The following is a 15,771-nucleotide window of genomic DNA, read 5'->3' on the forward strand; positions in this document are numbered from 1 at the left end:
TGATCAGTTCGTGATCATGGCCTGAAGGAGGACGAGGTGGCTGCTCGGGGACGATTGCGGGTGCTGCTCGGCGCGGCACCGGGCGTCGGCAAGACCTACGCCATGCTCGATGAGGGCAAGCACCTGAGCAAGAGTGGGTCCGACGTCGTCATCGCCGTCGTCGAGACCCACGGCCGGGCAGCCACCGCGGCCATGACTGAGGGGCTGGAGATCGTCCCCCGCCACCTCGTCGAACATCGCGGCATCGAGCTGTCCGAGATGGACCTCGACGGGGTACTCGCCTGCGATCCCGACGTCGCCCTGGTCGACGAGCTGGCCCACACCAACGCGCCCGGGTCGCGTCACGAAAAGCGCTGGCAGGATGTCGAGGAACTGCTGGACGCCGGGATCGATGTCATCTCGACGGTCAACATCCAGCACATCGAGTCGCTCAATGACGTCGTCGAACAGATCACCGGGGTGCCGCAGCGCGAGACCATCCCGGACACCGTGCTGCGCAAGGCCAACCAGGTGGAGGTTGTCGATCTCGCCCCGCAGGCCCTGCGCGATCGGCTCTCGGGCGGCAAGGTGTACCCGGCAGAGCGGATCGACGCCGCCCTGTCCAACTACTTCCGACTGGGCAACCTCACCGCCCTGCGCGAGCTGGCCCTGCTCTGGGTTGCTGACGAGGTAGACCACGCCCTGGCCGATTACCGCAGTGAGCACGGGATCGACTCCCACTGGGAGGCCCGCGAGCGGGTGGTCGTCGCCCTCACCGGTGGACGCGAGGGGGAGACCCTGTTGCGTCGCGGTGCCCGTATCGCCGCTCGAGCCGGGGGCGGTGAACTGTTGGCCGTCCACGTCACCACCGAGGACGGTCTGCGCTCCCCGCACCCGGGTGAACTGGCTCGTCAGCGTGGATTGGTGGACCAGTTGGGAGGGTCCTTCCACCAGCTCGTCGGCGACGACATCCCGGAGACTCTCATCGAGTTCGCGAAGTCGGTCAACGCCACCCAGCTCGTCATCGGGGCGAGTCGGCGTGGGAAGTTGTCGCGGTTGCTGACGGGTCATGACGTCGAGTCCGACATCATTCGGGCTTCGGGTGCCATTGACGTCCACATCGTCAGTCATGGTGCCCAGGCCAAGGGAATCCGGCTGCCACGGATGGGTGGGTCCTTGTCGACTCGTCGCCGCATCGCCGGTTTCGTCGTGCTGGCGGTCTTCGGGCCACTGTTGACCTGGTTGCTGGTGTCGACGCGCAGCCCCGAGGCCCTGACGACGGATGTGCTGACCTATGAGTTTCTGGCTGTCGTGGTGGCCCTGGTCGGCGGTGCCCTGCCGTCCTTCGTCGCGGCTCTGGCCTCGGGTATTGCCCTGGACTACTACTTCACCAAGCCCTTCTACACCGTCACCGTCAACGAGCCGCTGCACATGGTGGCTCTGCTGCTGTACCTGCTCACGGCCGCCCTGGTGAGCTTCGTCGTCGACCGCGCTGCCCGCAAGACCCGGGTGGCACGTCGCGCGGCCGCCGAGTCAGGGCTGCTGGAGTCGGTGGCCGGATCGGTGCTGCACGGTGAGGACGCCGTCGAGTCGTTGTTGTCCAAGGCGACCGAGGCCTTCGGGCTGTCGGGGGCCCGGGTGCTGACCGACGGACGCGTCGTGGCAAGCTCGGGTACGACCAGCGATGAAGTCACCGAGCAGCACATCGACGATCATTCGGTGGTCGAGTTCCACGGGCCTGAGCCGGACGCCTCCGAGCGTCGCCTGCTGTCGGTGATCACCACCCAGTTGGGGACGGCCCTGGACCAGCGGCAACTGGAGGAAACGGCCAAGGCGGTGGAGCCACTGGCCGCCACGGACCGAGTGCGAACGGCCTTGTTGTCGGCGGTGGGACACGACCTTCGTCGGCCCCTTGCGGCCGCGACCGCTGCCGTTTCAGGTCTGCGCAGCGAGGGAGCCGGTCTGTCCGACCAGGATCGTGATGACCTGTTGGAGACCGCCGATGACGCCCTGGGGAAACTGGCCAACCTCGTCACCGACCTGCTCGACGTCTCCCGGCTGCAGTCCGGCGTGCTCGGGGTCTCGGTGATGCCGGTCGACCCGGCCGAGGTCATCATGCCGGCCTTGGATGAGTTGTCCCTGGGGCCGGCGGATGTCGAGATCGATCTGGGAGCCGACGTGCCCGAGATGGTCGCCGATCCGGCCCTATTGCAGCGGGTGGTCGTCAACCTGTTGTCGAATGCGCTGAGATATGAGCCAGCAGGTGGCCGGGTTCGGCTCGCGACAAGCAGTTTCGCCGACCGGGTGGAGATCCGCGTGATCGATCATGGTCCGGGGATTCCGGAGGATCGTCGCGATGACGTCATGGTGCCCTTCCAACGGTTGGGGGACGCCGACTCGACCGTCGGGCTGGGACTGGGGCTGGCCCTCTCGAAGGGTTTCGTCGAGGGGATGGATGGCACCCTCGCGTTGGAGGACACTCCTGGTGGTGGCCTGACGATGGTCATCAGCCTGCCGAGGGTGGGCCATGCGGCGGCTGGCCACGATGATGTGGATCACGATGACATTGAGGAGGGGAGTGCTCGATGAAGATTCTCATTGCTGACGACGACCCGCAGATCCTGCGGGCGCTGCGGATCACCCTGGGGGCGCGCGGATACGAGATCCTGCTGGCCCGCGATGGTCAGCACGCCCTCGAGATGGCTGTCGATCACAAGCCCGACATCATCCTGCTGGATCTCGGCATGCCGCGTCTGGACGGGGTGCAGGTCATCGAGGCGGTGCGGGGGTGGTCCCAGGCGCCGATCCTGGTCATTTCGGGACGGTCGGGGTCGGCGGAGAAGGTGGAGGCCCTCGACGCCGGGGCTGAGGATTACGTCACCAAGCCCTTCTCGATGGATGAGTTGTTGGCGCGGATTCGGGTCCTGACGAGGAGGATTGGCCAGGACGAGGGGGATTCCGAGCCGGTTATCGCTTTCGGGTCGGTGCGGGTTGATCTGACGTCGCACACCGTCACTCGTGACGGGGCCAATGTCCGGTTGACGCCGACGGAGTGGCGGGTGCTCGAGCTGTTGATCCACAACGAGGGTCGGTTGGTGACTCGACAGACGATGCTGAGCCAGGTGTGGGGGTCGGAGCACGTCACCGACACCGGGTATTTGCGGCTGTACATCTCTCAGTTGCGCAAGAAGTTGGAGCCCGAGCCGAGCAACCCGAGGTATCTCATCACCGACGCAGGGATGGGATACCGGTTGGTGCTCGAGCCGGGAACGCCGTTCGCGTCATGAGAACCAGCCATGCAGACGCCGGTCGGCCTGGGCAGGGAGATCAGCTCTGCGGTCTTCGGTCGGGCCCCGCAGTCCGCCCTCTGCTCAAGCGTTTGTCAACCATGCGTAGGCACAAAGCTTGTCGGCGGTGAGGTTGGTGTTCATGACCCAGTGGCACGCGTTGTCGCTCGGGTCATCCGGGCCGAGAGTCTCTGCTTCGTCCGGATGGAGGGAGACGGTCAGCCCAAGTGTAGTGAAGAACGTGGTCGGGCCCAGAAGTTGCCCCAACTGCAGGCGAAGTTGCCGGGCACGGTCTGCGATCGTGGCGGCGAGTATGTCGTGCATCGCATAGTCCAAGTCGTACTCATCATCTTCGTCGTCGACGTCGATCAGGTCGTCGGGCTGCAGGAATGGCCTTTCGGCACCCCAGAGTTCCATGGTCGGCTCGTAGTCGCAGTTACAGCCCGTGTAGACCTCCTGGAACTGCCGCAGCAGGTAGCCTAAACCGGCCAAGGTCAACACGTGCTCGACGTAGTTCGGGTCATCGGTCACAAGGTGGGCTGGCACCAGTCCAGCCTCCGACATACGAGCCCAAGCCCACTTGAGCCAGTCGCACTTATCGTCATAGCTCAACTGGGCGAGCACCGCGTGAGTGATCTCGTCGGGCCAGATGGCCTCTGTCGGCTTGATGCTATTCATGGTCGGTCATCCCTCCGCCTTCCTGGCTCGCGAACGGAGCCTTGTGAACTCGCTCTCGATGGTGTCAGCGGGGTATGACAGTTCTGTGCTGTCCTCGCGGGATGATGGGCGGAACACGGACCCCGACACCGGAATGCTTTCCATCGGAGCTCGCGAGGTCGTGCCCGATCTTTGCAGCAAGTGTGAACCAGCCGTACGACGCATTCTCAACCGCGCCCTGTTCACCCACATCACCATCGACGACGAAGAGAACGCCCCCGACATCCCCGACGAGACCACCGCCAGCGTCCTCGCCCACACCACCATCGATGCCCCGGCCCACGTCACCGCAGAAACAAAACTGCCCCGCCATCAGGCGGGGCAGTTTTCGATTTTCTCTTCTTACGTGGAGCATAGGGGATTCGAACCCCTGACCTACTGCTTGCAAAGCAGCCGCGCTACCAACTGCGCCAATGCCCCGTGGACCCGAACAGTCTAGGGGAACTCAGCCCCTTTCGGCGAGTCGGGTACGGGCGAGTTGCTACACGGAGCTGCCAAAAAGTTGCTTGAAAACCCGATGATGACGTCACCATCTCGGTTTTCTGGCAGTTCCGTGTAGCAACGCGCCACCTACGACAGCACCTCGGTGGGGTTAACGACGACTGCCTCCAACCCACGCTCGGCCAACGCCGGAGCCAGGTCCTCGGCTCGACCACAGATCCCGATCCGCCAGTCGTCGGGGTTGAGAAATTGGCGCCACGCAGTGTTGGCTGACCATTCCTGACCATCCGCCTTCACCGAGGCCACTGCAGCCAGGTGATCGTCGACCCAGGTTGGCGCCAGACCCGCCCGCACCAGAGCAGCCACCTGGTGGGCCACTGAACCGGCGGTGTCGTACTGCAGCGGAGCAATCCCCACCAAGTGGTCACGGGCGGAATCAACCTCGTCGTCACGCAGGTCGTCGTCAGAGGTGAGGATGCTCAAGGCCTCGGCGATGGCGTCGGCACCTACCTCGGTCCGGAAGGACCCGGCGACCGTCGCCACCCCACCGTCAGGCAGTGGGCGCGCCGACATCCCGACTCCATAGGACCAGCCCTTGTCCTCGCGCAGCACTTGGTTGAGCCGCGACCCGAAGGTGCCGCCCAGGGCACCACACGCCACCTTGAGGGCTGCCCATCCAGGGTGGGCCCTCCCCACCGTGGCCTGCTGGATCCGCATGTCGGCCTGCACGGCGTCGGGACGGTCCACGAGGATCACTCGTGGCCCACCGACCCGAGGTGTGGCCGGAACGATCTCCGCCGCTGACCCGGTGGCCGTCCATTGCTCGAACACCGACAGATCGAGGTCCTCGACCCCTTCACCGGCCACCACCAGCACGGCGTCGCTGAGGGTCCAGTGTGCGGTCCAGAACTCCCGGGCAGCTTCGGCATCGAGCTTCTCCACCGATGTCAGAGTGCCAATGGTGGGCAGGGCCGATCGCGACCCTTCCGGCCAGAGGGCACGGGCGGCTGCGAGCCCGGACAAGGCCGATCCACGCTGGCTGGTCTGGGCCAGGGAGGCTCGTGCCATGTCGAGCTGACGGGAGATGTCGGTCTGGGCCAGACTGGTGGTCCGCAACAACTCGACGAAGAGCTCGGCGGCAGCATCGAACCTTGTCACGGGCACGTCGACACCGACGTGGCTGCCGGCCAAACCGGCTGCCCCGTCGTAGCTGGCCCCGATCGACTCCATCGCCTCGGCAAAGGCGGCGTCGGGGTGAGGTGTGGTCGACTCGTCGGCGGTGCGGACGACGAGCCCGGCCAGCCCCTCGAGGCCGGCGGGCTCGGCACTCAAGGGTGCGTCCAACCCGATTTCCATGGTGATGATCTTCTGCCCGGGCATCGGTACGCGCACCACCGTCAGTCCGGTGGACAAGTCATCCACGATGCACGTCGGGAAGGACCACGGCGAGCCTGGCTGCACGTCGGGACGATCGTTGAGGGTCTTCATCACGCCACCTCCTTGTGGACGACGGTCGATGCTTGCTCAGGGGAGAGCCACCGATTCGCGGCCTCGGTGACCTGGTCGGCGGTGATCGCACGCACCCGGTCGAGGTGCGTGTTAACGAGGTTGGCGTCGCCCAACAGGGTCTCGTGCATATTGAGCAGGTCGGCCCGTTCGTCGACGACCGCCAAGGATTCCAACCAGTCCCGTTCCACCTGCGCCCGGGCCCGCTCCAGTTCGGCCTCTCGCGGCCCGCTGGCAGCGAACTCGGCAATGATCTCGTCAACGGCTCCGGTCAGCTCCTCCTCGGGGACTCCCGGCTTGAGGTGGGCCGACACCAAGGCTGCCGAGGACCCCCGGGACAGCCCGAAGTCGTTCATCGCGATGCCGTCGACCAGGTGACGCTCCCGCTCGAGGGTGCGGATGAGACGCGAACTCATCCCGGATCCGATGGCATTGATGGCCATCGTCACGGCGAGGTTGTCAGGATCGGTGATGGGCGGGGTGGCCCAGGATCGGGTCACCGCGGTCCGGGGTACCGGGCGCTCGACGACCACCCGCGGGTTGTCGTGGCGAACTGGTCCCTGGATGCGCGTCGGGAGGTCTCCGGTGGCAGTGGGCGCCGCTCCCAGGTACTTCTCGGCGAGAACGAGACCTTCGTCAGCCTCGACACACCCGGAGATGACGAGAACAGCGTTGTCGGGTCGATACCAGGTGGAATGGAAGGCCGTCACGTCGTCGAGGCAGGCGGCGTCGAGATCGGGCACCGAACCGATGGTCGGATGCCCGTACGGATGCGTCTCCCCGAACCGTCCGTCCAGGAGCAGATCGAGCAGGTCACCATAGGGGGTGTTGTCGTAGCGCTGCCGCTTCTCCTCCTTGACGACCTCCCGCTGGGTGGCGAGGTTCTCCTCGGTGACGGCCAGATGGGCCAACCGCTCGGCCTCCAACCACAACGCCAGCTCCAACGCCCCGGCGGGAACCGTCTCGTAGTAGTTGGTGCGGTCGAAGCTGGTGGACGCATTGGCCGACCCTCCCACCGACTCGACGGTGGCCAGGTGTTCGCTCGACGCGATGCCGCTCGTGGTGCCCGAGAACATCAGGTGCTCGAAGAGGTGGGCGAACCCGAAACGGCCGACCTCCTCGTCGGCCGATCCCACCTGGTACCAGATGTTGACGGCGACACCGGGGGAGGTGGCGTCCGGATTGACGACCACGCGCATCCCGTTGTCGAGGGTCGTGCGGTGTAGCTGGAGGCCTTCTGACATGGGTTCGAGCATAGGGGCAGCCGATGACGCCGTGGGTCGGCTCGTGGTGGCGAAGTGGTTTCTGGGGCTCGGTACCACCACCCTCCGTAGCACTGCCCACGATCATCAACCCGATCACCACAGGCGGGCACAAGGACCCTCAAAATCTCTCCCACAACCCGTTGCGGAACACCACCTGCGCCGATTCGTCCTTATCACGCCGTACCCTGGAGGGTATGCAGACGCAGCGAAACGTGGTGTCCCACGCCCTGCAACGCCGTCACACCTTGGAGGCGTTGCTCAGCCCCCAGGTTGACCTCAACGCCCCCACGGCATGCGACGCCGACCCCATGTTGGTGCGTGCTGCCATGCACCACGGCGAGCCCCTCGACCACGACTGTCCGGTCTGCGAGTCGCCGCGGCTGGTCCTGCTGCGCCATGTCTTCGGCCACCAGCTGGGCCAGTACTCGGGACGCATCCGCACCGTTGACGAACTGGAGGAGATGGAGCACCAGTTCGGTGAGTTCCACGTGTATGAGGTCGAGGTCTGTCCCGACTGCTTGTGGAACCACATCCTCGTCGACTACGTCCTGGGGGATGGTCGACGTCGTCGCCCACCTCGCCATCAGCCGACCGTGGAGGACATCTATGGCTGATCACAAACCTGCCAAGCACCCAGCACACCGGGCCACCCATGCATCGAGCGGTGGCGTCCGGTCGGCGCGCCCCGCGGCCAGACCGAAACACGGACGCCACACCAAGCTGAAGAAGTTCCTGTGGGGCCTGCTGGTGACGATCCTGTCGCTGGCGATCATCGCTGTCATTGGTGTCTTCGTCGCCTATGAACGCACCGAGCTGCCCGACCCCAACCATGACTTCCAGACGAACACCTCGTTCATCTATTACCGCGACGGCAGCCGACTCGGATCCTTCTCGGTGCAGAACCGTCAGTCGATTCCTTACAAAGCGATGCCCAAGGACCTGCGCAACGCTGTCGTTTCAGCCGAGAACCGCACCTTCTGGACGGATCCTGGCATCTCGGTCAAGGGTATGGTGCGCGCCGCATGGGCCATTTCGCGCGGTGGTGAGATGCAGGGTGGCTCGACGATCACCCAGCAGTACATCAAGGTGTTGTACCTGTCCCAGGAACGCACCATGAGCCGCAAGTTTAAGGAGCTCCTCCTCGCGGTGAAGATGGGCAAGGAGGTGTCCAAACAGGACATTCTCGCCGGCTACCTCAACACCATTTACTTCGGTCGTGGAGCTTACGGGGTCCAGGCTGCCGCGAAGGCGTTCTTCTACACTGACGCCTCCAAGCTCACCTTGTCCCAGTCGGCAGTGCTGGCGGCGGTCCTCAACAGCCCTGCCAACTTCGACCCCAAAGGCGGAGTGGCCGCCCGGGAGAGGTTGCTGCAGCGTTACCGCTACGTCCTCGACGGCATGCTCGAGGCCGGAAACATCACCCAGGCCCAGCATGACGAGGCGTATCGGCAGCTGCCGAAGTTCCCGAAGGTCCCCGACTACAACCGGTGGGCTGGAACCGACGGATACCTTATGAAGATGGTCCATGACGAGCTCATCGCGAGGGGATTCTCAGACCAGCAGATCAAGGGTGGCGGGCTCAAGGTGACGACCACCCTCGATCGCAACGACCAGAAGGCAGCGGTTGCCGCCGGCCAGAAGTACAAGAGGATCGCAGGCCGCAACGCAGGCTCCAAGGGGGCGGAGAATCTTCATCCGGCTCTCGCCTCGGTTGACGTCAAGACCGGTGGTGTGTTGGCTATTTACGGTGGTGACGACTACATCTCCAACACTCGTAACTGGGCTCGCACTCCACGTCCGGCGGCGTCGACCTTCAAGACCTATGCGGCTGTGGCTGGGATGCGGCACGGTTTCAGCCTGCGCTCCCGGTTGGAAGGCGACGCCTTCACTCCCGATGGCGACACGACGGAGGTCCGCAACGAGAACAACCGGAACTACGGCACCGTCAGTATGCGGCGAGCCATTGCGAAGTCGATCAACACCGCCTTCGTCGACATGGTCTCGCGGATGAAGGACGGCCCGAAGGACGTTGTCCAGGCCGCCAATGCCGCCGGGGTTCCCAAGGGCACCGGATGGGATCTCAACAACCGCATCGCCCTGGGCACCGCCGAGGTGAGCCCACTGGCCCAGGCCGGCGGCTACGCAACGATCGCGAATGACGGTAAGAAGGCCACCCCTCACGTCGTTGGCAAGGTCGTCGACCAGTCAGGCAAGGTCGTCTACCACGCCCCATCGCCGTCTGAGCAGGCCATCGAGGCTGACATCAGCCACGATGTCAGCTATGCCCTGCAGTCTGTGGTCGAGGAAGGCACCGGTCGAATCGTGGCCGACTTCGACCATCACGTCGCTGGAAAGACGGGTACCTCCGGCGTCGGCGATGGGGTGACGGCTGCCTGGTTCGTCGCCTACACCAAGCAGATCTCGACGGCCGTCATGTTCGTCGCAGGTGACAGCGGTAATGAGAACCTCGACCCCTACGCTCGCGAGGGGGCTACCGGCTTCCATGGCGGCGATTACCCGGCGCGCACTTGGCGCGACTACATGGAGACGGCGATGAAGGGGATGCCTGATGAGTCCTTCGCCGACCCTGATTGGGTGAATCTGTCCGGCAAGCACTACGGCGAGACCAAACGTCCGGAAGTGCCAGTTGAAGAGGATTCTCGGGACACCTCCGACAATTCGGACTCGAACGATCCTGAGTCGCCGGTTGAGTCGTCGGCGCCGGTCCCCACGGCGTCGACGACCCCGAGTTCCAAGCCGTCGCCGACGGCCAGCCAGGAGCCTCCCAAGCCGTCTTCGACGATGACGAGGACTGAGCCGACCCACACCCGGCGCCCGACCCATATCCCTAGACCGACGCACACCTCCAGACCGACGCACACCTCCAGACCGACGCACACCTCCAGACCGACACACACCAGCCATCCCACTTCGGGAGAGACGACGCGCGGCGGACTCCAACCGGGTGGTCCGGGCCACAATGGGTAGCCTGACCACGTGACCATCCCCGATCAGAACGACGACGCCGTGGCGGCCAACAGTCATGCGGTCGCACGCCCGAACGGCGGATCCATGGGTTACGCAGGTCGCCGTGTCCTTGATGTCCCGAGGCGATCCCGCGTATCTCAGCTGGGGCTGGATCGCCGTATTGGTGGGCGTATGGGGCGTCATGCCTGGCCACGCGGCATTTTCTTCGACCCAGGTCCGTGGGCTGTTATGAGCGCGATCGTGGTGTGGTTGCTCACGATATACCGCGTCACTCCGTGCGTGCAGCATGTCGCGTCCAAGACCGTCGATCCGTACCAGCGGCAGTGCTACTCGGACATTCCGACGATCTATCGGTCCTCGGGAATGGGCCACGGCGGATCACTCTTCTCGAACCCCGACGTCGCCCAGACCCCTCTCGTGACTGTTCTCATGGCCTTCTGTCGCCGTGTGGTGTGGGTCTTCGGTGCGGAAGTCTCCCCGAAGGCCACTGACCAGCAGGTTCTCGACGCAGCCAACGCCTATTGGGGAGTCGCCCAGGTTGTGCTCTTCGTGGCTTTCCTGGCCGTCGTCATCTCGGTCATGCTGCTGGGGCGCAGTTCGGACACCGACCTTCCCGTCGACGAGGAGGGCCGTCCCACCCAGGCCCGACGCCGTTCCTGGGACGTCTTCTGGGTGGTGCTGTGCCCAGCGGTCTACCTGGCCGGTCTCATCGACTTCTCCATGGTCCCGGTCGCCCTGGCCACCACGTCGATGCTGGCCTGGTCCCGTCGCCGTCCATGGTTGGCCGGGATCCTCATCGGTCTGGCCTGCGCGGGAAGCCTGCAGGCCGCCGTGGTGGCCTTCGCCGTCCTGGTGTGTTGTCTGCGCGCCACGCGGCTTCCGGAGCTGGGACGATACTTGCTGTCCGGGTTCCTTGTGTTGGTGGCCTGTCATGTCATCGCGTGCTGCCTCAGTCTGACGACCTGGTGGACCTACCTGCGTTCGGCCTTCTGGTCAGGCACTGGTCTGGGCACGATGTGGTACGTCATCCAGGACTCCTCGGGCGGCACGATCCCTGGGATCGGCTGGATCACCGGCGCCTTGACGGTTGGCGGCCTGCTCGGTCTGGCATGGCTGTCGATGACGGTCCCGAGGCGTCCGCGGATCGCACAGGTCGCTTGCATGGCCCTGTTGATCCTCTTCATCACCAACAAGGTGTACTCGCCGCAATGGGTGCTGCTGCTCGTTCCGTTGGCTGCCCTGGCCCGTCCCGATTTCCGCGACTGGGCCGTCCTCATGGTGGGGGAGTGCTTTTACTCCTTGGCCGTCTGGGCCCATCTCGGCGGGCTGTCTCTGCCGGGCGGGTCCGATGCCGACATCGTCTACTGGGCCTCCATCGTGCTGCGCCTGGCCTGTGAGATCTGGTTCGCGTGGGGAGTTGTCGACGACATCCGACGGCCGTGGAATGACGTCGTCAGGGTGGGGTATGCCGACGATCCCACCGGTGGGGTGCTCGACCACGCACCAGACCCAGCGCCCGAAGGTGAACCCGCCGCGGAGGCTGCCCGGTGACGCGCACCGGAGCAATGAGGTCGACGCGAGTCGCGACGTCATTCACTCCCGCCGATGACGGACGCCTGGTGGCCCAGACATGGTTGGGGAGTCGAACGATCCTGTTCATCGTCGCCGTGGTCGGCATGACCGGGTACCACCGCACCTTCTCCCAGGTGACGGGTAACTGGGACGTCCAGCACTTCATGTCTATCGCCCGCAATGGGTACGCCGATCCCCTGGAAATGGCCTTCTTTCCTGGCCTTCCGGCACTGCTCAAGGTTGGCAGCCTCATCGGTCTACCGATGGAGGTCACCGGAGTTCTGCTCGGCCTGGTCGGGTCGGCCTTGGCGGCCTGGGCGCTGTTCCGTATCGGCGGCACGGTCCCGGCGTGTTTGTGGCTGATCGCCCCGACGGCGGTCTTCACCGTCGTCGGGTACACCGAGTCCCCGTTCTGCGCCGCCGCATTCTGGTCCTGGGAGCGTGCCCGAGCCGGGAAATGGTGGCCAGCCGCGTTGCTTGCCGGACTGGCGTGCACCTTCCGAGTGTCGGGGCTCTTCCTTGTCGGTGCCCTGGCCGTGATGGCAGTCCTTGGTGACGGGGACCAGCGCCGTCCCACCAGCCAAGCCGCTCGACGCCGCCGTAATACCGAGATCGTCAATCGGCTTTCGACCCTGCTGGTGCCAGCCGCTGTCCTCGTGGCTTTCGCAGTGTGGCTGCATCGGCTGACAGGGTCGTGGACGGCCTGGTCCCAGGCGCAGACCAAGGGTTGGGGACGCGGTTTCACTACCCCGGTCGAGACACTGCGACACACCTTGCCCGCGACCCGCCCCGAGACCTGGGAAGCCACCTACGGGTCAGGGGCAGCCGGAGTGGCGATCGTGTTTCGGCTCGAGCTGGTCTCGGTCGTCCTGGGTATCCTCGTCTTCATCTACTGCCTGATCCGTCGCCGTTGGGCCTCGGCAGCATGGGTTGGTATCCAAGTCGTGGCCTTCTCGATCGGTTATTGGTACATGAGCGTTAACCGTGCCACTCTGTTGTGGTTCCCGCTCTTCGTCGCGCTGGCTGAGCTCACTCGTGGCCCGTCCAAACCGCCCGGTCTGGTGTTGCTGTGGCGCGGAATCATGGGCATTGTCGTTGTCGTCGATCTCGCCGTCGTGGTGTGGTGGGGCTGGCGATTCTTCACCGGGGGGTGGGCCAGTTGAGGCTCGTATACGCGCGCAAGGTCTGGACTCTCCCGACCCTTGAGAAGATCGTCGTGATTGGCGTCGTGGTCGCGTTGTTCGCGATGCAACTCATCGACACCCGTCATGGTTTGTGGACCCCTTGGACAGTCTCGATTCAGCTTGTCGGGTGCGCCATTCTGACCATCTGTCTGGCCCCAGCGGCATGGCGACGACGCCATTCCATGAGTCGAACTGGCTGGATCTTCATCGTCGAGATCGCGACGGCCCTGGTCTGGGCCCTGATCTCGGCGATGGTGGCCCCGAAAGCCGTCGTGTGGCGGACGACGGTGCCACGCATCCACCAGGTGATGCCACCTGTGACAGCCCTGGTCACCTTGATGGCGGCAGTGGCGACGGTACTTGTCCTGTCACGCCCTGCTCGCCGACTGGCCGCCCTCGGAGGGTCCACCGCGGTGCTTCTCGGAGCTCTCGTGGACTGGCCGGTTCAGGCCTCCATCCACCGCAGTCCCAGGCTTGCCAGCGCGATGGGAGGTTCGGCGGTTCTTCACGTCGCGATCCTCCTGGCGGCCGGTGTCTTCTTCGACGCCTCGAGGGTGACTCGCACGCGTCCGCGACGGCTTGCCCTGGCCATGGTGGGATGTCTTGCCGTCGGCATGACGATCGCCACCGGTTCCCGTGCCGCCCTCATCGAGCTGTTCATCTTCGGCGCCTGGGCGTTGGCAGCCTGGGGACGATACCATCCCCGCATCGTGGGGGGTCTTGCGGCGGCGGGAGCGGCGATGTTGGCCGCCCTCGTCATCTGTGTACCCGCTCTGCAACGTCTGGCCACGTGGACCTCCCCTGCTCGTCTTCATGCCGCTTCGGTCGGATGGAATGCAGTCTCCGGCTCCTGGACGTGCCTGTTTCTCGGCGTGGGATCCGGTCGGGTCTTCCCGTGGTATTCCATCGAGGACAAGTTCATTGCGGCTCCGGGGGCCGGCATCATCGGCACTCCGTTCGGGGTTGCCCTCAATTCTGCCCATTCAGTCTTCGTCGCGGTGCTCACGGAGTTGGGCATCCTGATGTTCCTGGTGCTGTGTGCGTCTGTCGTCCTGGTGTGGGCCAATGCCTGGCATGACGTGCGTCGTCGCTCGGCGTGGGCGGTGACCTCGATGGTTCTGGCTGCCACCACGGCCGCCTGGGTATTCGACACCTACCTGCTGAAGAACTTCGCCGTCTCGACGTGGTGGTGGCTCATTGCCGGTTGTGTGCTGGCCTCTCACGGCTGTGATGGAGAACGGGTTGGTCCGGTGGCAGCCTCGCTGGAAAGCCCCGGCACTGTTGAATCATGAGTTGGTGAATCAGGCATCGGGCACTTCGAGTAGTACTGATTGAGGCTGCACGACGTCGCGATGGCAGCTCCTGACCGCGGCCCTCTGATGAGACGATCCTCTTGTGACAAGGAAAGTGACGGTTGCCGGAAACCGGCAACCGTCACTCAAGAGATCTTCCAGAAGCGCTTACTTCTTGCGAGCCAGCACCACGCCGTCCAGGTGAGCGTGGCACATCGACAGCAGTTCGAGGTGATCGCTGAGCTCACGCCGTGAGGTCACTCCCTCGCCTACGACGACGATCGTCGAGGCGGTCTTGGACGCAACCGTGAGGGAGTCAGAGGCCTCGAACCCTGCAGAGGTGTTGACGATCACGGTGTCGTAGCGGGAGCCCAGTTCGTGCAGCAGGGCCGTCAGCGCCTCACCGTCGAGCAACTCGCCGCCATTATCGGTGGCTGTTCCGGCCGGGACGAAGTCGGCCTCGTCACCCTTGCCGGTGACGAGGACGTCAGCCTCATGAGCCCGACCGGCGAGCAGATCAGACAGCCCCGCGGTGGAACGGTCGAGGCCGCGTGCCCGGGTTGCGCTGCCATGGGCCAGATCGGCGTCGACGAGCACCGTCCTCGTACCGGTGCGGGCCAGGCTGCCAGCGACAGCCGCGGCAATCGCTCCGGCCTGGGTGCGCTCTGAGGTGGGGCACAAAGAGACGGTACGGATGCCGTCACGGGCAGGCATGAAGGAGATGTTGTGGGCCAGCGGGGTGATCTCGCTGGTCGTCGGGGACGCCGAGACTCGCCCCAGAACCGAAGAATCGACAACCTCGGCGACGTTCTCCGGAGTGCGAATTCTGGTGTTCAGGATGGCTCGGACGAAGAGGTAGATGAGACCGACGAGGATGCCGATGAGCACACCGACGATGATGCTCTTGGTGACGGAGCGTTCACTTCCCTGCACCGGGGAGGTGATGACGGTCGCCTTGGAGATGGACAGCACCGGCTTGTTGTTGCTGGCATGCGGCACCTGAGAGACAGCCTTCTTGAGGTCCATGACCATGGTGTCGACGATCCTCTTGGTGTCGTCCTCATCGTCGCCGGAGTAGATGATCTGCAGGAACATCGGGGAAGGGGCCACCTTGATCGCCTGTTCCAACGACTTTGACGACGCCTGGGGGTCCAGGCTGGCACCGAGGGGCTCCAGCACCGCGGCCGAACTGAGGTAGTCGGCATAGGAGGTGACGAGATGGGTGGTGTATTCCGAGGCCGCCGCCGGATTCTGGAAGGCGTCAAAGGCTTCGGACGTGAACAAGACGTCGGCCTCGGCCTCGTAGCTCGCATGGGACATGGCGTAGTGACCGACCCCGGCGACCACTGCGACGATGACGGCGATAATCGCCGATGAGGCCAGGAAATGGCGCGCGTTCCGGAACACTGTACGTAGCTGCATCCAACGACCGATCTGTCAGGGGTGGAGGTGTGTATAGGCTGGAACAACCATAGCCCGTAGGACAACTGAGGAGCATCAGCCATGCAACGATCAGGCGCACTGTCTGGCGTGTCGGGAC

The 15,771-nt window shown here is 64.7% G+C and carries 11 protein-coding genes and 1 tRNA gene; 7 read left to right on the plus strand and 5 right to left on the minus strand.

Annotated elements, in window-relative coordinates; all coding sequences use genetic code 11:
• The first annotated feature begins 36 nt into the window (after window positions 1-36).
• Window positions 37-2,568 carry a sensor histidine kinase gene (locus tag AC6I1W_RS03310; RefSeq protein ID WP_004810244.1) on the plus strand — a complete coding sequence of 844 codons (2,532 nt, stop codon included), beginning with the start codon at window positions 37-39 and terminating at the stop codon, window positions 2,566-2,568.
• The gene (locus tag AC6I1W_RS03315; RefSeq protein WP_252908346.1) at window positions 2,565-3,266 is read left to right on the plus strand and encodes a response regulator transcription factor; all 702 of its coding nucleotides are present in this window, start codon (window positions 2,565-2,567) and stop codon (window positions 3,264-3,266) included. Before AC6I1W_RS03310 ends, AC6I1W_RS03315 begins: the two co-directional genes overlap by 4 nt.
• An 84-nt stretch (window positions 3,267-3,350) precedes the next feature.
• Here the strand turns inward: AC6I1W_RS03315 and AC6I1W_RS03320 are convergent, their stop codons facing one another.
• From AC6I1W_RS03320 to AC6I1W_RS03335, 4 genes are all read right to left on the minus strand, one after another.
• A complete protein-coding gene (locus AC6I1W_RS03320; protein ID WP_065672978.1) occupies window positions 3,351-3,944 on the minus strand; it encodes a hypothetical protein in 594 nt (197 codons plus the stop codon).
• Between the two features lie 386 nt (window positions 3,945-4,330).
• Window positions 4,331-4,403 (minus strand) — tRNA-Ala (locus tag AC6I1W_RS03325).
• Between the two features lie 150 nt (window positions 4,404-4,553).
• Window positions 4,554-5,804 (minus strand): M16 family metallopeptidase, encoded by a 1,251-nt coding sequence (locus tag AC6I1W_RS03330; RefSeq protein ID WP_171048514.1) that lies wholly within the window; start codon window positions 5,802-5,804, stop codon window positions 4,554-4,556.
• 107 nt (window positions 5,805-5,911) lie between these two features.
• Window positions 5,912-7,186: a M16 family metallopeptidase gene (locus AC6I1W_RS03335; protein ID WP_065672981.1), complete on the minus strand. Its 1,275-nt coding sequence runs from the start codon at window positions 7,184-7,186 to the stop codon at window positions 5,912-5,914.
• Between the two features lie 203 nt (window positions 7,187-7,389).
• Here AC6I1W_RS03335 and AC6I1W_RS03340 point away from each other — a divergent pair, with 203 nt between their 5' ends.
• From AC6I1W_RS03340 to AC6I1W_RS03360, 5 genes are all read left to right on the plus strand, one after another.
• Entirely contained in the window at window positions 7,390-7,809 is a 420-nt protein-coding gene (locus AC6I1W_RS03340) for a DUF5318 family protein (protein WP_036975662.1), read from the plus strand.
• Window positions 7,802-10,183 carry a transglycosylase domain-containing protein gene (locus tag AC6I1W_RS03345; RefSeq protein WP_270237188.1) on the plus strand — a complete coding sequence of 794 codons (2,382 nt, stop codon included), beginning with the start codon at window positions 7,802-7,804 and terminating at the stop codon, window positions 10,181-10,183. The genes AC6I1W_RS03340 and AC6I1W_RS03345 overlap by 8 nt, the downstream gene beginning before the upstream one ends.
• A gap of 171 nt (window positions 10,184-10,354) precedes the next feature.
• Entirely contained in the window at window positions 10,355-11,734 is a 1,380-nt protein-coding gene (locus AC6I1W_RS03350) for a glycosyltransferase family protein (RefSeq protein ID WP_065673078.1), read from the plus strand.
• The gene (locus tag AC6I1W_RS03355; protein WP_065672983.1) at window positions 11,731-12,918 is read left to right on the plus strand and encodes a putative hexosyltransferase; all 1,188 of its coding nucleotides are present in this window, start codon (window positions 11,731-11,733) and stop codon (window positions 12,916-12,918) included. The genes AC6I1W_RS03350 and AC6I1W_RS03355 overlap by 4 nt, the downstream gene beginning before the upstream one ends.
• Window positions 12,906-14,231, plus strand: a complete 1,326-nt coding sequence (locus tag AC6I1W_RS03360; RefSeq protein WP_270237187.1) for an O-antigen ligase family protein — start codon at window positions 12,906-12,908, stop codon at window positions 14,229-14,231. Before AC6I1W_RS03355 ends, AC6I1W_RS03360 begins: the two co-directional genes overlap by 13 nt.
• A 168-nt stretch (window positions 14,232-14,399) precedes the next feature.
• On the opposite strand, the gene AC6I1W_RS03365 is transcribed toward AC6I1W_RS03360, so the two are convergent.
• Window positions 14,400-15,638: a tyrosine-protein kinase domain-containing protein gene (locus AC6I1W_RS03365; protein WP_270237186.1), complete on the minus strand. Its 1,239-nt coding sequence runs from the start codon at window positions 15,636-15,638 to the stop codon at window positions 14,400-14,402.
• Between the last annotated feature and the right edge of the window lie 133 nt (window positions 15,639-15,771).

The sequence above is a fragment of the Cutibacterium sp. KB22876 genome, assembly GCF_059728865.1.